The organism is Phyllobacterium sp., assembly GCF_037994405.1.
Lineage (GTDB): Bacteria > Pseudomonadota > Alphaproteobacteria > Rhizobiales > Rhizobiaceae > Phyllobacterium.
In genome coordinates, this window is sequence record NZ_JBBNAN010000129.1 from 13,468 (window position 1) to 32,329 (window position 18,862).

Here is an 18,862-nt window from a genome sequence, read left to right on the forward strand (position 1 = left end):
GTTACCTTCCGATGACATGCAAGCTTTTACTGCCGTCATGAACCGCGTCGGTCACGAGCCGACGATCAAAGGTCGCCAGTTGACCGTTTTTCGCCCGCGCGAGAGCAAGAAGGTACGTGTCCGTTACTTGGCTTGAACTCAGCAGCCGCGTCGGGTCAATGAACGAAGATTGTATGAAACTGATGTCGTCGGGCCAAAAAACATGACCGGGCAGGGACCCAATCCGGCCAATAATCCGACCACCGCCGCTGGCGTACCAGGTGAGTTCAGATAACGCGTATTTCCGATGATTCGAAGCACGCTTTTTTCGGTGACAGGGCAGGTCGCAAAACCGTTGGCGCCGCCCTCAGCAGCAAACCATTCATGAGCGCGATCATGGTGGACGTGTGCCGGATCAAGGAGTGCAACAAGCACGTTCACATCGAGCAGGAACGAGCGGCCGATATCCAGTTCACCGCTGCTACCTGTAATAATTCTCCAGCGCAGCCAACCCAGCCTTCAGTTCTGTCTCGCCGCAAGGGCCCAGCCGCGACAACAGCTCCTCTTCGAATGCATGCGCAACTTTGGCAAGGGCGGCATATGCCTTGCGTCCTGCAGCGGTCAGTTCCAAATTCTCGATACGCCGGTCGATGTCATCGCGCTTGCGCCGCAGCCAGCGCCGCTGCTCAAGGGCGAACACTGCACGCGAGACTTTTGTCTTGTGCATTGAGGAATGCGTGCCAATGGCCGTTGCCGTCAACGTGCCGAACTGCCCGAGCGTTGCCAGCGTGCGCCATTCCGGCCGCGTCAGCCCATATTGATCGCGATAGAGACCTGCAAATCGCTGGCTGATCGCCTCAGCCGCCTTGTTCAGCCGGTAGGGGATGAAATCCTCCAGTATCAGCGGCGGCGTTGCCGATGTTTCGTCTGCCATTGCGCCAAATCCCTGTTTGCCATTGATAGTTACAAAATAGATCGTCACAATTGCAACTAAATTCGTTTAGGAGGAAAGACGATGGCCGCGCTTCACTACATGCCGGGTTTCGGCAATGATTTCGAAACAGAGTCCCTGCCGGGCGCCCTGCCGCAGGGCCAGAACTCGCCGCAGCGCTGCGCTTACGGGCTCTATGCCGAGCAACTGTCCGGCTCGCCCTTCACCGCCCCGCGCGGCATCAATGAACGTTCATGGCTTTATCGGATCCGCCCTTCCGTCAAGCATAGCGGGCGATTCACGCCGGCAAGGCGCGAACACTGGAAGACCGCACCCAATCTCGATGATCACGAACTGCCGATAGGTCAATTGCGCTGGAACCCGACGCCGCTGCCGACGAAGCCGGTCAATTTCATTGACGGCATCCGCACCATGACAACGGCGGGCGACGTGCATGGTCAGGCCGGCATGGCAGCGCATGTCTATGCCTTCAACCAGGATATGGAGGACGACTATTTCTTCGATGCCGATGGCGAAATGCTGCTGGTGCCGGAGAAAGGACGTTTACGTATCTTCGCCGAGATGGGCATCATCGAAATCGAGCCCTCGGAGATCTGCATCATTCCGCGCGGCATGATGTTCAAGGTCGCTGCCGTTGACGGGGAGGCGCGCGGCTATATTTGCGAGAACTACGGAGCGAAATTCTCACTGCCGGATCGCGGGCCGATCGGCGCCAACTGCCTTGCCAATCCACGCGACTTCAAGACGCCTGTCGCCGCCTTCGAGGACAAGGAAATACCGTGCCGCCTCCACGTGAAATGGTGCGGCAAATTTTACGAGACCACGCTCGACCATTCGCCGCTCGATGTGGTGGCCTGGCATGGCAATTATGCACCCTACAAATATGACCTGCGCACATTCTCGCCTGTCGGAGCGATCCTGTTCGATCACCCTGATCCGTCCATATTCACGGTGCTCACGGCGCCCTCCGGTGAAGAAGGAACCGCCAATGTCGATTTCGTGATTTTCCCGCCGCGCTGGCTGGTCGCGGAACACAGTTTCCGCCCGCCCTGGTACCATCGCAACATCATGTCCGAATTCATGGGACTGGTATATGGTCAATACGACGCCAAGGAGGAGGGGTTCGTGCCGGGTGGTATGAGCCTGCACAATATGATGCTGCCGCATGGTCCGGACGCGATGGGTTTTAACAAGGCCTCGACGGTGGAGCTCAAGCCGCACCGGCTGGAGAACACTATGGCGTTCATGTTCGAGACCCGTTTCCCGCAGCATCTGACCCGCTTTGCTGCGGAACTGGACTCGCTGCAGGACAATTATGCTGATTGCTGGAAGGACCTGAAAAAACGGTTCAACGGAACGCCCGAGGGAGATTGGTCACAGGAGAACGACAATAAATGAAACTCGCGTCACTGAACAATGGCACGCGCGATGGCAAGCTCGTCCTCGTGTCAAAAGACCTGACCCGCTATACCGACGCCTCGTTCCTCACACCCACTCTGCAGTCGGCACTCGACAATTGGGCGCGCATCGCCCCGCATCTGGAAGCGCTAAGCTCCAGCCTCGAGCTCGGCGCCGTGCCTTCGGAGCGCTTTCACGAACATGATGCCCTGTCACCACTGCCACGTGCCTATCAATGGGCGGATGGCTCGGCCTATGTCAATCATGTCGAATTGGTGCGCAAGGCGCGTGGCGCGGAGATGCCAGAGAGCTTCTGGACGGATCCGCTGATCTACCAGGGCGGCTCCGATAGTTTTCTCGGTCCCCGCGAGCCGATCCGCATGGCGCACGAGGCTTACGGAATCGACATGGAAGGCGAAGTCGCAGTGATCGTTGATGACGTGCCGATGGAGGCGAGCGCCGATGAAGCGCGGGACGCCATCCGCCTCATTATGCTGGTCAACGATGTCAGCCTGCGCGGACTCATACCAGCCGAGCTTGCCAAAGGTTTCGGCTTCTTTCAGTCCAAGCCCTCCTCGGCTTGCTCGCCTGTTGCGGTGACGCCCGATGAATTGGGCAATGCCTGGGACGGCGGCAAGGTCCACTTGCCGCTTAGCGTCGATCTCAATGGCAAGCCCTTTGGCCGCGCTAATGCCGGTATCGACATGACCTTCGATTTTCCAACGCTGATTGCTCACGCGGCGAAAACAAGACCGCTTGCGGCAGGAACGATCATCGGCTCCGGCACCGTGTCCAACAGGCTTGACGGCGGGCCGGGTAAATTAGTCGAAGACGGCGGCGCGGGTTATTCCTGCATTGCCGAAATCCGCGTGATCGAGACGATCAGTGAGGGCGAGCCGTTGACACCCTTCATGCGCTTCGGTGACATTGTTCGTATCGAGATGAAGGACGAACACGGTCGTTCGATCTTCGGCGCAATCGAGCAACAGGTGACCCACTATGGGCGCTAAGGCAATTCTTTATGACTATTGGCGTTCGTCCGCCAGCTACCGGGTCCGCATTGCGCTCAACCTTCTCGGACTTGAGTATGAAACTGTGCCCGTCAATCTTCTGAATGACGAACACAAAGGCCTCGACCATCTCTGCCGCAATCCGCAAGGCCTGGTCCCGGCACTTGCCATGGACGGCCATATGATGACGCAGTCCTTGGCGATCATCGAATATCTCGACGAAATTTATCCCGATGCCGGCTTCCTGCCGCCGGACCCTATCGCGCGCCAGCGGGTGCGGGCACTGTCCTATGCCATTGCCATGGAGATCCATCCTGTTTGCAATTTGGGCACGGTATCGCATGTCATGCAATTGACAGGCGGGACCGACGAAACCCGAAGCGCCTGGATGCGCAAGTTTATCTCTGAAGGCCTTGGCGCGTTTGAGACGATGCTGGACCACCCTGGCACCGGCAAGTTCTGTCACGGCAACAAGCCTGGAATGGCAGACTTTTGCCTCGTGCCGCAAGTCTACAACGCGCGGCGCTGGGGCGCTGAAATTGGCCACCTTGCCCGCATCAAAGCCATTGTGGCACGCTGCGAGGCGATTGACGCCTTTGCCGCCGCGCATCCGGACAAGGTCAAGCAAACTGTATAGACATTGTTGACACATCGGCCTTAGACCATATTGTATTGACATTGATGATACAGGGGTTCAGCCATGCGTGTGACAGTAAAAAAATGGGGCAACAGCGCTTCGGTGCGAATCCCGGCTGCGATCATGGCGGCAGCGCGGCTGGAACTTGATGCAGCAGTTGATGTACGCGAAGAGGGCGGCCTTATTATAATCGAGCCCGTTCGTCAGCCTGACTATGACCTGGATCAGCTGATCGAAGGCATGACGCCCGAAAACATCCATTCAGAGGCCGATTTCGGTGAAGCCGTCGGCAAGGAAGCATTTTAATGGCGGGCTACGTGCCCGACGCCGGCGATATTGTCTGGTTGCATCTTAACCCGCAAGCTGGGCATGAGCAGGCCGGGCATCGCGCTGCTGTCGTGCTCAGCCCCGCCAGCTATAATGGCAAAACGAGCCTCATGCTCTGCTGTCCCATGACGACGCAGATTAAGGGGTATCCTTTCGAAGTCCTGATTGCCGGGGACCGGCCAAGCGCTGTCCTTTCCGATCACGTCAAGAGCCTTGATTGGCGCGTGCGGCGCGCGGTGCTCAAAGGTAAGATCACAGCCGCAGAACTTGCCGATATTCGCAGCAAGGCCGCCGCCCTGATCGGGAGACGATAGAACGAATTCTACTCCGCCGCCTCGATCTTGATAACACCGCGGCGGATCTGGTCTTCCTCAATCGACTCGAACAGCGCGCGGAAATTGCCCTCGCCAAATCCTTCATCGCCCTTGCGCTGAATGAATTCGAAGAAGATCGGTCCGATCACCGTCTTGGAGAATATCTGCAGGAGGATCTTGGTCGTCCCGCCGTCAACAACGCCTTCGCCGTCGATGAGAATACCGTGTTTCTTCATTCGCTCGATCGGCTCGTCGTGACCGTGCACGCGATCATGTGATTTCTCGTAATAGGTCTCCGGCGGGCCTGGCATGAATTTCAGCCCGTTGTCGGCAAGCTTGTCGGTCGCGTCATAGATCGCTTCCGTACCGACGGCGATGTGCTGGATGCCTTCGCCCTTGTACTTGCGCAGATACTCCTCGATTTGGCTCTTGTCGTCGGTCGATTCATTCAGCGGAATGCGTATCTTGCCACAGGGCGACGTGATGGCACGCGAAACAAGCCCCGTCAGCTTGCCGGCAATATCGAAGAAATGGATCTGCTTGAAGCCGAACAGCTCGCGATAGAATGCCCACCATTTGTCCATGTTGCCGCGATAGACATTGTGGGTGAGGTGGTCGAGATAATAGAAACCAACGCCTTCCGGCTTCGGATCGCGCTCGCCCAGCCAGTCGAACTGCGCATCATAGGCTGAGCCCTTCTCGCCGTAGGTTTCGACGAAATACAGCATCGAACCGCCAATACCGACGATCGCCGGAACATCGAGCGTCTTGTCGTCGCCTTCATAGGGCGTCGCACCGTTGGCCACCGCATGGCTAAAGGCATGTCTGGCATCGACCACGCGCCAGGCCATCGACGGTGCGCATGGACCATGGTTCTCAACGAATTTCGTGGCGTGAGAACCCGGCTCCGCATTGAGGATGTAATTGATATCGCCCTGTCGCCAGACCGTTATGTTCTTGGTCTTGTGGCGGGCAACGGGCGTGTAGCCCATGCGGGCAAACAGTTCTTCCAGTTTTTCCGGCTCAGGATGGGAGAATTCGACGAATTCAAATCCGTCCGTTCCAGCCGGGTTATCCGTGCTGATTACAGCCTTCGGTGCGTCATGCGGAAACGGGCCCATTTTATCCTCCATCTGGTTGGGGATATTATCGCGCAAAACGCCTGCAATGTGCTTGCATTTCAGCGCTCCACGGAGGTATGTTTTGCATGTTCCGTGCGCGAATACGCTTAAGGATGCATGAATGGAGCAACTTGACCCATCCGACCGCAAAATACTCGTCTGTCTCCAAGAGGATGGGCGATTGACAAACAACGAGCTCTCCGAGCGCATCAACCTCTCGCCGTCGCAATGTTCACGCCGGCGTACCCGGCTGGAGGAAGAGGGATATATTCGCGGCTACCGGGCAGAAATCGACCGGGAAAAGCTTGGCCTTGGCATCGTCAACATCATCTCGGTGACCCTTGCGACCCACAACCGGGACAATGCGCAGCGCTTCTCGGACCTGATCTCCAATCTTCCGCAAGTGATGGAAGCTCATGCGCTGACCGGCGAGATGGATTATTTCATCAAGGTGGTAACGCCGGATCTGCGCGCACTGTCGGCCTTCGTCAACGAAGTCCTGCTGCCGCATGAATCCGTCCAGAATGTCAAAACCGCCATCGTGCTCGATACGTTGAAGGAAGATGGAAGATTGCCGATTTGAACCGGGTGCAAAAGGACCTCATTAGCCTCTTCAAATTCAGTGTGAATTATCATACCTTAAATAGTACTGAAATTGATATTTTTTGGAGATTGTCATGCAGCGCGTTGAAGCTCCGGTGGCTGTGAGCGTTTCCGACCTCAAGAAGAGTCCTACGGCCATCATGAGTGAGGCCAATGGCGAAGCCGTGGCTGTGCTCAACCATAACCGCATCATGGCCTATATGGTGCCAGCTAATGTTTACGAAGCCATGCTAGATCGGCTTGATGACCTCTATCTAGCCGAGATCATCAAATCGCGCTCCGGCGAGAAAGGCGAGCCGGTCGACATAAATGACCTTTAAGCTCGAATTCCTGCCGTCGGCGCGAAAGGAATGGGACAAACTCGAGGCAACCATCCGCCAGCAATTCGTCAAGAAGCTGAAAGAGCGGCTGAGCGACCCACGGATACCGAGCGCCGCTTTGCATGGAATGCCGGATCACTACAAGATCAAGCTGCGCCAAGCCGGCCATCGGCCGGTTTATCGGGTAAACGATGAAACAATAACGGTGCTTGTGGTCGCTGGAGGAAAACGCGAGCGCAGCCTAGTCTACGAGATGGCCAAGAAGCGCTAGGCAAAGCCTCCTTAGAGGGAGGCATAGGCGTTTCTGTCCGCTTCCTCACCCCATTCCGAGAATATAGCGAATGGATCAGCGCGCGACGCGCCACTTTCCGCTCGCTGAGTATTACGCGACCATCTTCGATCGTATATGCAATTTCGTCACCGGGCTTCAGATTGAGGGCCATCCGGACCGCTTGCGGTATTGTCGTCTGCGCCTTTCGTGTCATTTTGCTGGCAATCATTTTAGGGAAACAGTGCCTTGCGAACCATTGGATAGACCCGGGCATGGCCGAGCATATAGGCGGTGATCGCATGGGCGTCGAAGAGCCCGTGAAAGGCGCGGCCGAGAATGTTCAGCCCGCCTGTATAAGCGCCGAAAGCAGGCATGATCATGCGCGACTGGTCGCTGACGAAACAACGCCGCTGCACCGCCTGTCCGCGTCGCACCACCTTGGCCGCCGGGTGCAGATGGCCGGCAATTTCACCCCGGCAGGGCGTCTTCGATGGCTCATGGCGGAAGACGAGATTGCCGAGCGCCAGTTCCGTGCATGTCTCACCGGGCAGATCCGCCGGATGGTCCGGATCGTGGTTGCCGGTGATCCAGATCCACTCGCGTCCCGCCATCAACGCGGCGAGCTCAGTCGCATAGAGCGCCGGCAGCCGTGCGGCGGCATCGCCGTCGTGAAAACTGTCGCCAAGGCTGATCACGCAGGACGGATTGTAGCGCGTGATGATCCTGGCCAGTGCCGCCAGCGTCGTCGCCGTATCATAGGGCGGCAGCATCATGCCGCGCCGGGCAAATGACGAACCCTTTTCGAAATGAAGGTCGGAGACGACAAGGATACGGTCACTTTCCAGATAAAGCGCGCCCGACGGATCGCAAACAGCCCGGCGACCGGCAATGACCATTTCGGCGGTCCCGTGCAATGCTGTCTTCGTCACCTGAAATGCCACGTTCATTTATGGTCCATCATTTCCCGGGTCAGTTCGTCGGCGATCTCTTCCAGAAGCGTCTCATGCGCTTCGCCGGGAACACGTTCCTTGCCGATTTCCATCATCACGGGAACAGCGAGCGGCGAAATCCGGTCGAGATCCTTGTGGACGATATGACCCTTGATTCGGGTTAGCATATCCGCCAGACGCCGAATGTCGAGAAGGCCTGTGGCAGCATCGGCACGCGTCGCCTGGATCAGGATGTGGTCTGGCTCGTGCTCCCGCAACACGTCGTAGATCAAGTCCGTCGAGACCGTCACCTGGCGCCCGGACTTCTCCTGACCTGGATGGCGTTTCTCGACAAGGCCGGAGATCAACGCGCAATTGCGGAAGGTGCGTTTCAGCATCCAGCTCTCTGCTAGCCATGCTTCGAGGTCGTCACCCAGCATGTCCTCGTTGAAGAGCTCCGAAAGCGGCATCTCGCCCTTCTTGAACATGCGGCCCATGTCGCGCAGACCCCAGATGGTGAGCGCATAATCTGTGGCGATGAAGCCGAGCGGTCTCGCCTTGGCCCGCTCCAGCCGGCGCGTTAGCAGCATGCCAAGTGTCTGATGCGCCAGCCTCCCTTCGAACGGATAGGTCACCATGTAGGAACGCTCGCCGCGCGGGAACGTCTCGACCAGCAGGCTGCCCGGTTGCGGCAGAACGGACTTTTCTTTCTGGATACGCAGCCAGTCGCTCACCTGATCGGGCAGGGAACCCCACCGGGTGGGATCGCCCAGCATGGCGCGCACCTGGTCGGCGAGATAGGTCGTCAGCGGAAACTTGCCACCGGCATAGGCCGGAATCTTGGCATCGAAGCCTTCGGCATTCGAAACGATGCACTCGTTCTCGCGAATGCCCTCGAAGCGCAACACCCGTCCGGAGAAGAAGAACGTATCGCCGGGACTCAAGCCCTCGACGAAATATTCCTCCACCTTGCCGAGCACCGGTCCCCCACGCGCAGTTGCCCCCTTGCCGCGCCGGCGGGTGAGCCGCACATTCAGGCTCGGCGCCTCGATGATGGTGCCGACATTGAGCCGGTATTGCTGGGCAAAGCGCGGATGCGTCACCCGCCACGTGCCATCCAGGGTTTTGCGTATCTTGGCGAAACGCTCATAGCTCTTCAGCGCATAGCCGCCGGTTGCGACGAAATCAACAATACGGTCGAAGGTCTCGCGGGCAAGCCCGGCATAGGGCAGGGCGGTCGTCACTTCCGCGTAAAGATCGTCCGCCCGGAAAGGCGCGGCGCAAGCCATGCCAAGGACATGCTGCGCCAGCACGTCGAGCGAACCGTCGCCTAGCGGCGGGGTATCCTGCGCCCCGATATAATTGGCATCGAGCGCCGCCTGGCATTCCATCACCTCGAAGCGGTTTGCCGGAACAAGAATGGCGCGCGAGGGCTCGTCCATGCGGTGGTTGGAGCGGCCGATGCGCTGGGCAAGTCGGCTCGCGCCCTTGGGCGCCCCGACATGGATGACGAGATCGACATCGCCCCAGTCAATACCAAGATCGAGCGTCGAGGTGGCGACGACCGCGCGCAGGGCATTGGCCGCCATCGCCTGCTCGACCTTACGCCGCTTGCTGACGTCGAGCGAGCCGTGATGCAGTGCGATCGGCAGATTGTCGTCATTCGCCATCCATAGATCATGGAACAGCCGCTCGGCCTGGCTGCGCGTATTGACGAAGATCAGCGTCGTGCCGTGGCGCTTGATCGCATCGTAGATACCCGGGAGGGCATAGACGGCCGAGTGCCCGGCCCATGGTACATGGTCTTCCGACTCGAGGATCGTGATGTGCGGTTTCGCGCCGCCTTCCACTGTTACGAGACTTGCCATGGGTCTGTCGCCAATCTGCGGCAGTAGCCAGCGCCGTAACGCATCAGGATCTGCGACCGTGGCCGAAAGTCCGATGGTCTGCACGCCGGGTTGCAGCCGCCGCAGGCGTGCCAGCCCGAGCGACAGAAGATGACCGCGCTTCGAAGTGACGAGCGAGTGCAACTCGTCGAAAATCACGTAAGCCAAATCCTCGAAAAACCGTCCGGCATCCCTGTTGGCGATCAGCAGTGCCAGCTGTTCCGGCGTCGTCAGCAATATATCCGGCGGCGCCAGTTTCTGCCGCTGCCGCTTATAGGCGGGCGTATCGCCGGTGCGGGTTTCAAGCGAGATATCAAGGCCCATCTCATCGATGGGCCTTTCGAGGTTGCGATGAATGTCAACGGCCAGCGCCTTCAGCGGCGATATATACAGCGTGTGGACGCCGCGGCTTGTAACATTGCTCTTGCCGCGGCTGGTGAGGTCGACCAGTGCCGGAAGAAACCCGGCCAGCGTCTTGCCCGCGCCGGTTGGCGCGATCAGCAGCGCCGAGTTTCCCTGTTGCGCCTCCCTCAGCAATTCGAGCTGATGCGCACGCGGCGACCACCCCTTCGCCTGAAACCAGTTCAGGAAAGGCGGCGGCAAAAGAGGGGTGCCGATATCGGCTAGGGGTACTTTGCTGGTGCTCACTGGCGCGAATGTAGTGGTGCGGCCTCAAAGCGCCAAGACATTGTTTGTCAGGATTGCACGGAGCCAAATGCGGCCTACATTCGTTAGGTGTTAAACTCGAGGATCGCCTTGCTGAACCGCCCCGAAGCTCTCCTTTGCTCAACGCCGGCCGGTCTCTATTCGCCGGCGGGAGATTTCTATATCGATCCGGTGCGCTCGGTCGATCGTGCGTTGATCACCCATGGTCATTCGGATCATGCACGCTCCGGCCATCAAAAGGTAATGGCGACGCAGCAGACGCTCGACATTATGGGCCTGCGCTACGGCGCGAATTTTGCCGGCGAAATGCAAGCTGCCGAACTTGGCAAGACCGTCAAAATAAACGGTGTCAGCGTCGGCTTTCATCCGGCCGGCCATGTGCTCGGTTCGGCGCAGATCGCGGTCGAGAAGGATGGCATGCGCATTGTCGCTTCGGGCGACTACAAGCGCCGCGCCGACCCGACCTGCCTCGGCTTTGAACCTGTTGCCTGCGATGTCTTCATTACCGAGGCGACCTTCGCTCTGCCGGTGTTTCGCCACCCGGATAGCCGCGACGAGATCGCCAAGCTTTTGAAATCGGTGGACCAGTTTCCCGAACGCTCGCATCTCGTCGGCGCCTATGCGCTCGGCAAGGCGCAGCGTGTCATCCGCATGTTGCGCGACGCCGGCTACGGCCGGACGATCTATATTCACGGCGCTCTGGCCAAACTGTGCGACTACTACCAGTCGCAAGGCATCGATCTCGGACCTCTGGCATCCGCGACCGTCGAAACCGGCAGCGTGCAGGATTTCGCTGGCGCTGTCGTCATTGGGCCGCCCGCCGCGTTTGTCGATCGCTGGGCGCGGCGCTTTCCCGATCCCGTTTCCTGCTTCGCTTCCGGCTGGATGCGCATTCGCCAGCGGGCACGCCAGCAGGGGGTGGAACTGCCGATCATTCTTTCCGACCATTGCGATTGGGACGAGTTGACCGGCACGATTACCGAACTCGGGCCAAGCCAGGTCTGGGTTACCCATGGGCGCGAAGAAGCCCTCGTACGCTGGTGCGATCTCAAAGGCTTTGCGGCGCGGCCACTACACCTCGTCGGCTATGAAGACGAGGGCGATTGATGGAAGAGTTCGCTCAACTCCTCGACCGCCTGGTTTTGACACCAGCCCGAAACGGCAAGCTCACGCTGCTGGTCGATTATTTTCGCGATACGCCAGATCCGGATCGCGGCCTTGCCCTTGCCGCCCTTACTGGCGATCTCAACATTGCCAATGTCAAGCCGGCAATGATCCGCGGCCTTATCGCCGAGCGCATGGACGAGCAACTCTTTGCCTATTCCTATGATTACGTCGGCGATCTTGCGGAAACCATTTCACTGGTCTGGTCGACGGACGAGCCGATCCGGGCCAATGCAGTGCCAATGCTCGGCGATATCGTCACCTCGCTGGCGCGCGCCTCGCGCAGCGACGCAGTGCGGCTTGTCGAAAAATGGCTGGATCAGCTCGATGCGTCTGCGCGCTATGCCTTGCTCAAACTCGTCACTGGCGGGTTGCGCATCGGCGTTTCGGCGCGGCTTGCCAAGCAGGCGCTGGCGCAATTTGGCGACGTCGATGTCACCGAGATCGAAGAACTCTGGCATGGTCTGAAGCCGCCCTATGAACCGCTGTTCGCCTGGCTCGAAAACAGGGCCGGCAAGCCGCAGAGCCTCGCCGCTGCACCTTTCCGTCCGGTCATGCTCTCGACACCGCTCGAAGAACCGGACTACTCGAAGGTAAATGCCGAGGATTATGCCGCCGAGTGGAAATGGGACGGCATCCGGGTGCAACTGACCGCTGAGGATGGGCAACGCCGTATCTATTCGCGCACTGGCGACGATATTTCCCACGCCTTTCCCGATATTGCCGATTTCATGACGTTCGAAGGGACGCTTGACGGCGAATTGCTGGTCGCGCGCAGCGCCGATTCAGGCGTTGAGATCGGCGCCTTCGGCGATCTGCAGCAGCGTCTCAACCGCAAGACCGTCTCCGCCAAGCAACTGGAAAGTCATCCGGCATTTGTCCGTCTCTACGACCTGCTTTTCGACGGCGAGGCAGACATCCGCGCCTTGCCTTTCGCCGAGCGCCGCACCCGGCTGGAAAATTTCGTCAAACAGCTCGAACCGACGCGCTTCGACCTATCGCCGCTCGTGTCCTATTCGACATTCGAAGACCTCGTCGAATTGCGCAAGAACCCGCCGCATCCGATCATCGAAGGACTGATGCTGAAGCAACGCTGCTCCGCCTATGTGCCTGGCCGGCCCAAGGGGCCATGGTTCAAGTGGAAGCGCGATCCCTTCACCATCGATGCCGTGCTTGTCTATGCACAGCGCGGTCATGGCAAGCGGTCGAGCTATTATTCGGACTATACATTCGCCGTGTGGACCGGACCGGAAACAGGGCCGCATCTGGTTCCTGTGGGCAAGGCCTATTTCGGCTTTACCGACGATGAACTGAAACAGCTCGACGCTTTCGTGCGCAACAATACGACCGAGCGTTTCGGACCGGTGAGGTCCGTGCGCGCCGAGCCCGAACATGGCCTGGTTCTGGAAGTCGCCTTCGAGGGGCTCAACCGCTCCAAGCGACACAAGTCCGGCGTCGCCATGCGATTTCCCCGCATCTCGCGCCTGCGTTGGGACAAGCCGCCGATCGAGGCAGACCGGCTGGAAACGCTGGAAGCCCTGCTACGCGGTTCTGAAACTGCAGATTGATCCATCCCCAACCAATCCGCGTATAGAGCAGAAAGGAACGCTTGATGCTCAAATACGTGTCTGCCTATCTCTCGACGGCAATCATTTTCTTCGTGCTCGATTTCATCTGGCTCAGCATGATGGCCACGAGCTTTTACCGTTCGCGCATCCCGGATATCATGGCAAGCGCGGTGAGCTACCCCCCGGCAATCCTGTTCTATCTGCTCTACGTCGCCGGCATCGTCACCTTCGCTGTAAGTCCGGCGCTGGAAACTGGCCGCTGGACCACGGCGTTGATCTATGGTGCGCTCTTCGGCTTCATAGCCTATGCCACCTATGATCTCACCAGCCAGGCTACGCTGAAACAATGGTCGACAGTGGTGACAGTCGTAGACATGGCCTGGGGTACATTCGCCTCCGGTCTTGCTGCCACGCTGAGCTTCCTCGTCACGGGCTGGGCGCTATCCAGATTGCAGTAGCCGGCGTCACGAAATCGGCGGCGCAGGAAAGAAAATACTCGTCCGGCGCTGATAGTCGCGAAAGGCGTTGCCCCGCGATGCGATCATGTGCTCCTCCAGTGGCGGCACACCGGAAACATGACGAAGCAGCATATACATCAGTACGGGCGCGGCGAGCGTCAGCCAGCCATGCAGATAATCGCCGTCGAAATCCGCGGCAATAAGCACGTATGACGTCCAGCCCAGCCATTCGAAAAAGTAGTTCGGATGTCGCGACCAGCGCCATAGACCGACGTCGCAAATCTTGCCGCGATTGGCCGGGTTGCCGGCGAAGCGCTTTAACTGCCAGTCGGCGATTGCTTCGCCCGCCAGGGCAACCAGCATGATCAGCGCCCCGAGATAGTCTGGAAACTCCAGCTCAACATCCGGGCGCGCAGCTGCGATATAGATGCTGATAATCAGGATGATCCCGGCAAAAGCCTGGCTTTGCAGAAAGAAGAACATGCGCGAATTGGCGCCCGCGCCCCATTGCTTGCGCAACCGGGCATAGCGCGGATCGTCGTGCCTGTTCAGGGTCCTGAGGAAAATATGACCTCCGAGCCGCAGCGACCAGGCGGCCAGCAGCGCGACGACCAGATATTTCCGCGCCGGAGAAACCATGTCGTTAGAGGTCAGCACAGCAGTGATTCCGATCACGCCGACGCCGAAAGGCCAAAACACATCGGCCCAGCCATTATTGCCGGTGGTGTTTTGCATGACCCACGCCGCCGACATGACAGCCGACATGGCAATGGCCGCGCTTATCAGAATGGAAACCGCTGACATCCAGATCAACCCTCTTCGATCTTGGCGCTGAACGCTGCTCCGGAAACGGCAAGCGACTCACGAACATACCATACGCCAAGATATTGAAACCGGATCAATCCATTTGTTTCCTGCTTTCGATTCGCCAGTCTTTGTCACCGAATGTCAGCTTTCATTCTGTTTGAATATCAGTGGCTCTTCACCCGTATGAAATGTGCCGTGTCTTCCAACGTTGGCGCGACGAAGCGCATGGGCGAACCCATGGCGCCGATAATACCGAGATGGCCGACACCCGGATAAAGCTTGATCTCGACCGGACTACCGGCAGCACGCAATTTATCTGCAAGCTCGGTGCTGTTACGCGGATAGACAGTGGTATCGGTCGTGCCGTGAAGCAGCAGCGCTGGCGGTCTCTTGCCGCTGGCATAATTCACGGGTTGGGACTGACTTTCTGTCTTCGCCGTGCTGAAAATGTCAGTGATTTTCTCGTCGTTCGATGGCAGAAAATCATAGGGCCCGGAGATGCCGACGAAGCCCTTCAGATCGCGAGCGGGCGACATGTCGTGCCTGCGGAGCCATTTGTCGTCAAGTGCCAACATGGCGGCAATGTAGGCGCCCGCCGAATGGCCAACGAGGAAAAGCTTCGACGGGTCGCCGCCATAGTGCCGCGCATGATCCCGCGTCCAGCGCACTGCTTTCGCGGCGTCGTTGAGAAACCCCTCAAAGTGCACTTCCGGGTAAACCCGGTAGTCGGGAACGATGGTAACGATTCCCTTAGCCGCGAGCGCCGACGCCACGAACTGGTAGGTCTGTTTGTCGCCATTCTGCCAGCTGCCGCCATAGAAAAACACGGCTGCCGGCGCGTTTCGCACATCCCTCGGCGCAAAGACATCGAGGGTGCGCCGGGGACCCGCACCATAGGCGATATTCTTCTCGACCCTGGCGCCATTGGACGAAGTCGCAAGATTCAGCACCCGCCCGGGCGAACAGGCGGTCAGCGCAAAGCCGATCAATGCCATCGCAGCGATCGCATAGGCCGCCCGCAACGGTCAGAACCCCAACAGCGGTTGGACCATCCGCCCCAACAGGCTCTTCATCCTCAGCCGGCCATCGACGACGACGAGGCAGATACATTCGTCGTCACGGCCCGCGGCGGGCTGATGTTCGAGACTGGCATCGGCAACAATCAAGTCCCCGACATGGTAATCGCCAGTGGCGTCGCGCAGCGTGCCTTTCAGTACGAGCGTGTATTCCGTTCCCGAGTGCGTGTGCTCCGGCAGAACCATGCCCGGCTTGGCGCGCAGCAGCATCGGCCGGCTACGGGCCGGTCCGCCCTTGCCGATCGAACCCCACTGGACGCCGGGCGACAGGAACTTCCACCTACCGATGTCATAATGTTCGAGCGGTGCGGGCAGGGTCATGCCTTCCGGCAGATCGGCAAGCCAATTGCCACGTGGCAGCACCTGCGCCGGGCCGTAACTGTCGAGACTGGCCAATGTCTTTTCCAGCGCGTCATCGGATACCTCCGCCACTGGTGCCTGTTCAAGCACGGCGCCGCCGAAGGCCTCGAACTGGCGCACGCGCTCGGCACTATCCGGACAGAGGGCGAGATGTGCGGCAACGACCAGCGCCGGACCCTGGGGCAGGGTACCCGCCGCATAGGCGATCAGGACATCATCGGAAGGGCGATGGGTCATGGTGGTTCATTCCTCACCCAGCAGGCCGCGCGAGCGCAGCATGGCCAGCCGCAACCGCGACTTGACCGTTCCGAGCGGCAAATCCAGCGTCCGGGCAATCTCGCTGTGGGGTTTGTCATCAAAATAGTGGAGGTGGATTACGGCCACCTGATCAGGCGAAAGCGACCTGATCGCAGTACGGATACGTGCCTCACTCTCGGCCTTCAGGAGCCCGTCGGAAGGCGACGGTTCAAGTTCGGGTTCCGCATCCTCAAGCAGATATTGCGCCGGATAGCGTTCTCGGCGAATGGCGTCGATGCGCAAATTGCGGGCAATCGTAAATATCCAGGTCGAAGCCGACGCCTTGGCAGGGTCGAAGAGCGCCGCCTTGCGCCAGACCATCAGCATCGTCTCCTGTGCCAGTTCCTCAGCTTGTCCGACCGCCAAACCACCACGCATGAATAAGCCCTTGATCCGCGGCGCATAGAAGCTGAATAGCTCCGCAAATGCCACCTTGTCTCCATACCGGGCGATACGAATGATCCGCGCTGAATAGTCTGCCTGTTCTGTCATCGTGCGGACACAACGCCCGTTGACAGCGTTTGGTTCGGCGCGACGAAGCGTGCGACGAAGCTGCCTCTGCCACATGGCCTCGAAACTGCCAAAAGCGAAGGTCCCGATGTCATTCATACCGCTCTATACGCAGATGCACGGCGATCGGATCAATTGAAACTATCCATGATCCAATCCCGTATCTCCAACGTATTCACTGAAGCGATGAGAAACAACGCCTGATCATTCTTCACGCTGCTTGTTTCCACATGATCACTCGGGAGATTATCGTTGAAAATCGCTGTCATAGGGTCGGGCATTTCGGGCATGTCAGCCGCATGGCTCCTGTCGCAAAACCACGACATCACAGTCTATGAGCGGGAAGGGCGCGTAGGCGGCCACAGCAACACGTTCATCGCCGCTGGGCCTCGACCCGTACCGGTCGATACCGGCTTCATCGTTTACAACGAGCACACCTATCCGAACCTAACGGCACTTTTCGACTATCTCGGCATTGAGACCGCGGCGTCGGACATGTCATTTGCCGTCTCGCTCGATGGCGGCCGGCTTGAATATTCAGGTACGGGATTCTCCGGCCTCTTCGCCCAGCAGCGCAATCTGTTCAATCCGCGGTTCTGGCTGATGCTGCGCGATCTCCTGCGTTTCTACCGCGAAACGCCATCGCATGCGGGCAAGCTCGGCCTGTTGGCGCTCGGTGAATTCCTCGAGCGTGAAGGCTATGGCCGGGCCTTTCGCGATGATCATCTCCTGCCGATGGCTGCCGCCATCTGGTCGGCGCCAGCCTCGACCTTGCTCGAATATCCAGCAGAAGCTTTTATCCGCTTCTGCGATAACCACGGCCTGTTGAAGCTCGCCGACCGGCCGCGATGGCGCACGGTCAAGGGCGGAAGCCGCGTCTATGTCGAGCGCCTGACGGCAAGCTACAAGGATCGCGTCAAGACCAGTTGCGGCGTGACGTCGGTTCGCCGTTCCGGCAATCATGTAACGGTAACAGACGTTCGCGGTGTCAGCCGCGTCTTCGATCATGTGGTCATGGCGAGCCATGCCGACGATACGCTGGCGATGCTCAGCGATCCATCGCCAATGGAGAAGAACCTGCTTTGCGCCTTTCGCTATTCGGTCAACCGGGCCGTCTTGCACGGCGATGAATCATTGATGCCGAAGCGGCGTGCGGTCTGGTCGAGCTGGAACTATCTCGGGGAGCGCCGGGAAGCGAATTGTGCAAGCCAGCTTTGCGTCACCTACTGGATGAACAGGCTTCAGCCCCTGGCGACAGATCGGCAATTTTTCGTCACGCTCAATCCGCGCCATTTGCCGGAGCCCGGCAAGGTACTGCATACGCAGACCTATGCCCATCCGGTGTTCGATGGCCGGGCCCTGCAAGCGCAAAGACAGCTCTGGCAGTTACAGGGTGAGCGCAACACCTGGTACTGCGGGGCCTATTTCGGCGCGGGCTTTCATGAGGATGGGCTGCAGTCCGGTCTTGCCGTCGCAGAAGATCTTGACGGCGTGCACCGTCCATGGACAGTCGAGAACGAATCGTCCCGCATCTGTCGCGCGCCGCTCACGAACAGGATAGAGGTCGCAGCATGACCGCGTTTCGCTCCGCGATTTATGTAGGCAAGGTCACACACAAGCGGTTGCGCCCAAAGAGCCATTTCCTGCGTTACCGTATGTTCTACATGCTGTTCGACATTGACGAAATCGATCGGATTGCCCAGGCGCACAGGCTGTTTTCCCGCAATCGTTTCAATGTCTTCAGCTTCTTCGACGGGGATCACGGCAACAAGTCCAAGGCCGGCAATGGCGCCTTGCAACTGCGCGCCTACGTCGAAAATCATCTGCGCTCTGCCGGGATGACGCCGGACGGCGGCGCCATCCGCCTGATGTCGATGCCGCGGATTTTCGGCTATGTGTTCAATCCGCTCAGCGTTTACTTCTGTTATGACAGGGCTGGCGATTTGACCGCGCTGATCTACGAGGTCGACAACACATTCGGGCAGCGCCATAGCTATGTCTTTCCTTTGGAGGGTACCCGCAACGGGAGCGGCCCACTGCATCAAAGATGCGTCAAGGAATTCTATGTCTCGCCTTTCATGGAGATGGGATTGCGCTATGATTTCACCATCACGCTGCCCGATGAAGTTGCCTTGCTCGTCGTCAATGGCAGTGACGCGGAGGGCTTGATCATTGCCACAGTGTTTGGCGGCACACGCCGCGAATTCAG

General features: G+C 58.9%; 21 protein-coding genes and 2 pseudogenes. 13 read left to right on the forward strand and 10 right to left on the reverse strand.

Annotated elements, in window-relative coordinates:
* Window position 1 precedes the first annotated feature (1 nt).
* Together AAAC48_RS07985 and AAAC48_RS07990 are read right to left on the reverse strand one after the other, a co-directional pair.
* Window positions 2-450, reverse strand: a pseudogene (locus AAAC48_RS07985) (TA system VapC family ribonuclease toxin).
* A gap of 10 nt (window positions 451-460) precedes the next feature.
* The gene (locus tag AAAC48_RS07990; RefSeq protein ID WP_340653674.1) at window positions 461-913 is read right to left on the reverse strand and encodes a MarR family winged helix-turn-helix transcriptional regulator; all 453 of its coding nucleotides are present in this window, start codon (window positions 911-913) and stop codon (window positions 461-463) included.
* A gap of 81 nt (window positions 914-994) precedes the next feature.
* Between AAAC48_RS07990 and hmgA the strand changes: the two genes are divergently transcribed.
* The 5 genes from hmgA to mazF all read left to right on the forward strand — a co-directional run bounded on the left by hmgA (window position 995) and on the right by mazF (window position 4,617).
* On the forward strand, window positions 995-2,329 hold the full coding sequence (gene hmgA, locus AAAC48_RS07995) for a homogentisate 1,2-dioxygenase (protein ID WP_340653675.1): 1,335 nt from the start codon (window positions 995-997) through the stop codon (window positions 2,327-2,329).
* The gene (locus tag AAAC48_RS08000; RefSeq protein WP_340653676.1) at window positions 2,326-3,339 is read left to right on the forward strand and encodes a fumarylacetoacetate hydrolase family protein; all 1,014 of its coding nucleotides are present in this window, start codon (window positions 2,326-2,328) and stop codon (window positions 3,337-3,339) included. The genes hmgA and AAAC48_RS08000 overlap by 4 nt, the downstream gene beginning before the upstream one ends.
* Complete coding sequence (gene maiA / locus AAAC48_RS08005; RefSeq protein ID WP_340653677.1) at window positions 3,329-3,976, forward strand: maleylacetoacetate isomerase; 648 nt, start codon at window positions 3,329-3,331, stop codon at window positions 3,974-3,976. Before AAAC48_RS08000 ends, maiA begins: the two co-directional genes overlap by 11 nt.
* Window positions 3,977-4,039: 63 nt before the next feature.
* Window positions 4,040-4,282, forward strand: coding sequence for an AbrB/MazE/SpoVT family DNA-binding domain-containing protein (locus AAAC48_RS08010; protein WP_340653678.1), 243 nt, complete (start codon window positions 4,040-4,042; stop codon window positions 4,280-4,282).
* Window positions 4,282-4,617, forward strand: coding sequence for an endoribonuclease MazF (gene mazF / locus AAAC48_RS08015; protein ID WP_340653679.1), 336 nt, complete (start codon window positions 4,282-4,284; stop codon window positions 4,615-4,617). Before AAAC48_RS08010 ends, mazF begins: the two co-directional genes overlap by 1 nt.
* A gap of 8 nt (window positions 4,618-4,625) precedes the next feature.
* Here mazF and hppD read toward each other — a convergent pair whose 3' ends face one another.
* Window positions 4,626-5,738, reverse strand: coding sequence for a 4-hydroxyphenylpyruvate dioxygenase (hppD, locus tag AAAC48_RS08020; protein ID WP_340653680.1), 1,113 nt, complete (start codon window positions 5,736-5,738; stop codon window positions 4,626-4,628).
* A 121-nt stretch (window positions 5,739-5,859) separates the two neighbouring features.
* Here hppD and AAAC48_RS08025 point away from each other — a divergent pair, with 121 nt between their 5' ends.
* From AAAC48_RS08025 to AAAC48_RS08035, 3 genes are all read left to right on the forward strand, one after another.
* Window positions 5,860-6,321, forward strand: coding sequence for an Lrp/AsnC family transcriptional regulator (locus tag AAAC48_RS08025; RefSeq protein ID WP_340653681.1), 462 nt, complete (start codon window positions 5,860-5,862; stop codon window positions 6,319-6,321).
* 94 nt (window positions 6,322-6,415) lie between these two features.
* Window positions 6,416-6,661 (forward strand): type II toxin-antitoxin system Phd/YefM family antitoxin, encoded by a 246-nt coding sequence (locus tag AAAC48_RS08030; protein WP_340653682.1) that lies wholly within the window; start codon window positions 6,416-6,418, stop codon window positions 6,659-6,661.
* Window positions 6,651-6,932, forward strand: a complete 282-nt coding sequence (locus AAAC48_RS08035) for a type II toxin-antitoxin system RelE/ParE family toxin (RefSeq protein WP_340653683.1) — start codon at window positions 6,651-6,653, stop codon at window positions 6,930-6,932. The genes AAAC48_RS08030 and AAAC48_RS08035 overlap by 11 nt, the downstream gene beginning before the upstream one ends.
* Window positions 6,933-7,087: 155 nt before the next feature.
* Here AAAC48_RS08035 and AAAC48_RS08040 read toward each other — a convergent pair.
* The 3 genes and pseudogenes from AAAC48_RS08040 to AAAC48_RS08050 form a co-directional block, all read right to left on the reverse strand.
* A pseudogene (locus tag AAAC48_RS08040) lies at window positions 7,088-7,233 on the reverse strand (hypothetical protein); the annotation flags it as partial.
* A complete protein-coding gene (pdeM, locus tag AAAC48_RS08045; protein WP_340653694.1) occupies window positions 7,163-7,828 on the reverse strand; it encodes a ligase-associated DNA damage response endonuclease PdeM in 666 nt (221 codons plus the stop codon). The pseudogene AAAC48_RS08040 and the gene pdeM, both read right to left, overlap by 71 nt.
* Window positions 7,829-7,875: 47 nt before the next feature.
* The gene (locus AAAC48_RS08050; protein WP_340653684.1) at window positions 7,876-10,395 is read right to left on the reverse strand and encodes a ligase-associated DNA damage response DEXH box helicase; all 2,520 of its coding nucleotides are present in this window, start codon (window positions 10,393-10,395) and stop codon (window positions 7,876-7,878) included.
* 108 nt (window positions 10,396-10,503) lie between these two features.
* On the opposite strand from AAAC48_RS08050, the gene AAAC48_RS08055 reads away from it, so the two are divergent.
* From AAAC48_RS08055 to AAAC48_RS08065, 3 genes are read left to right on the forward strand one after another with little or no spacing between them, the layout of a single operon-like run.
* A complete protein-coding gene (locus tag AAAC48_RS08055) occupies window positions 10,504-11,520 on the forward strand; it encodes a ligase-associated DNA damage response exonuclease (protein WP_340653685.1) in 1,017 nt (338 codons plus the stop codon).
* Entirely contained in the window at window positions 11,520-13,145 is a 1,626-nt protein-coding gene (locus tag AAAC48_RS08060; RefSeq protein ID WP_340653686.1) for a cisplatin damage response ATP-dependent DNA ligase, read from the forward strand. The genes AAAC48_RS08055 and AAAC48_RS08060 overlap by 1 nt, the downstream gene beginning before the upstream one ends.
* A gap of 44 nt (window positions 13,146-13,189) precedes the next feature.
* Window positions 13,190-13,603, forward strand: coding sequence for a DUF2177 family protein (locus AAAC48_RS08065; protein WP_340653687.1), 414 nt, complete (start codon window positions 13,190-13,192; stop codon window positions 13,601-13,603).
* 6 nt (window positions 13,604-13,609) lie between these two features.
* Here AAAC48_RS08065 and AAAC48_RS08070 read toward each other — a convergent pair whose 3' ends face one another.
* The 4 genes from AAAC48_RS08070 to AAAC48_RS08085 form a co-directional block, all read right to left on the reverse strand.
* Entirely contained in the window at window positions 13,610-14,407 is a 798-nt protein-coding gene (locus tag AAAC48_RS08070) for a DUF1295 domain-containing protein (protein WP_340653688.1), read from the reverse strand.
* Between the two features lie 167 nt (window positions 14,408-14,574).
* Window positions 14,575-15,432: an alpha/beta hydrolase gene (locus AAAC48_RS08075; RefSeq protein WP_340653689.1), complete on the reverse strand. Its 858-nt coding sequence runs from the start codon at window positions 15,430-15,432 to the stop codon at window positions 14,575-14,577.
* 3 nt (window positions 15,433-15,435) lie between these two features.
* Window positions 15,436-16,083: a ChrR family anti-sigma-E factor gene (locus tag AAAC48_RS08080; RefSeq protein WP_340653690.1), complete on the reverse strand. Its 648-nt coding sequence runs from the start codon at window positions 16,081-16,083 to the stop codon at window positions 15,436-15,438.
* A gap of 6 nt (window positions 16,084-16,089) precedes the next feature.
* A complete protein-coding gene (locus AAAC48_RS08085) occupies window positions 16,090-16,635 on the reverse strand; it encodes a sigma-70 family RNA polymerase sigma factor (protein ID WP_340653691.1) in 546 nt (181 codons plus the stop codon).
* Between the two features lie 270 nt (window positions 16,636-16,905).
* Between AAAC48_RS08085 and AAAC48_RS08090 the strand changes: the two genes are divergently transcribed.
* Window positions 16,906-18,228, forward strand: coding sequence for an NAD(P)/FAD-dependent oxidoreductase (locus tag AAAC48_RS08090; RefSeq protein WP_340653692.1), 1,323 nt, complete (start codon window positions 16,906-16,908; stop codon window positions 18,226-18,228).
* Window positions 18,225-18,862 (forward strand): DUF1365 family protein (locus AAAC48_RS08095; protein ID WP_340653693.1); only part of this gene is annotated, 638 nt, incomplete at its 3' end. The genes AAAC48_RS08090 and AAAC48_RS08095, both read left to right, overlap by 4 nt.

Excerpts from the sequence above, each read along its gene's own strand:
- maiA (WP_340653677.1), top strand. The coding sequence starts at position 3,329 with ATGGGCGCTAAGGCAATTCTTTATGACTATTGGCGTTCGTCCGCCAGC.
- AAAC48_RS08085 (WP_340653691.1), bottom strand. The coding sequence starts at position 16,635 with ATGACAGAACAGGCAGACTATTCAGCGCGGATCATTCGTATCGCCCGG.
- AAAC48_RS08010 (WP_340653678.1), top strand. The coding sequence starts at position 4,040 with ATGCGTGTGACAGTAAAAAAATGGGGCAACAGCGCTTCGGTGCGAATC.
- hmgA (WP_340653675.1), top strand. The coding sequence starts at position 995 with ATGGCCGCGCTTCACTACATGCCGGGTTTCGGCAATGATTTCGAAACA.
- AAAC48_RS08060 (WP_340653686.1), top strand. The coding sequence starts at position 11,520 with ATGGAAGAGTTCGCTCAACTCCTCGACCGCCTGGTTTTGACACCAGCC.
- AAAC48_RS08035 (WP_340653683.1), top strand. The coding sequence starts at position 6,651 with ATGACCTTTAAGCTCGAATTCCTGCCGTCGGCGCGAAAGGAATGGGAC.
- AAAC48_RS08000 (WP_340653676.1), top strand. The coding sequence starts at position 2,326 with ATGAAACTCGCGTCACTGAACAATGGCACGCGCGATGGCAAGCTCGTC.
- AAAC48_RS07990 (WP_340653674.1), bottom strand. The coding sequence starts at position 913 with ATGGCAGACGAAACATCGGCAACGCCGCCGCTGATACTGGAGGATTTC.
- hppD (WP_340653680.1), bottom strand. The coding sequence starts at position 5,738 with ATGGGCCCGTTTCCGCATGACGCACCGAAGGCTGTAATCAGCACGGAT.
- mazF (WP_340653679.1), top strand. The coding sequence starts at position 4,282 with ATGGCGGGCTACGTGCCCGACGCCGGCGATATTGTCTGGTTGCATCTT.
- AAAC48_RS08025 (WP_340653681.1), top strand. The coding sequence starts at position 5,860 with ATGGAGCAACTTGACCCATCCGACCGCAAAATACTCGTCTGTCTCCAA.
- pdeM (WP_340653694.1), bottom strand. The coding sequence starts at position 7,828 with ATGGTCATTGCCGGTCGCCGGGCTGTTTGCGATCCGTCGGGCGCGCTT.
- AAAC48_RS08070 (WP_340653688.1), bottom strand. The coding sequence starts at position 14,407 with ATGTCAGCGGTTTCCATTCTGATAAGCGCGGCCATTGCCATGTCGGCT.
- AAAC48_RS08065 (WP_340653687.1), top strand. The coding sequence starts at position 13,190 with ATGCTCAAATACGTGTCTGCCTATCTCTCGACGGCAATCATTTTCTTC.
- AAAC48_RS08030 (WP_340653682.1), top strand. The coding sequence starts at position 6,416 with ATGCAGCGCGTTGAAGCTCCGGTGGCTGTGAGCGTTTCCGACCTCAAG.
- AAAC48_RS08080 (WP_340653690.1), bottom strand. The coding sequence starts at position 16,083 with ATGACCCATCGCCCTTCCGATGATGTCCTGATCGCCTATGCGGCGGGT.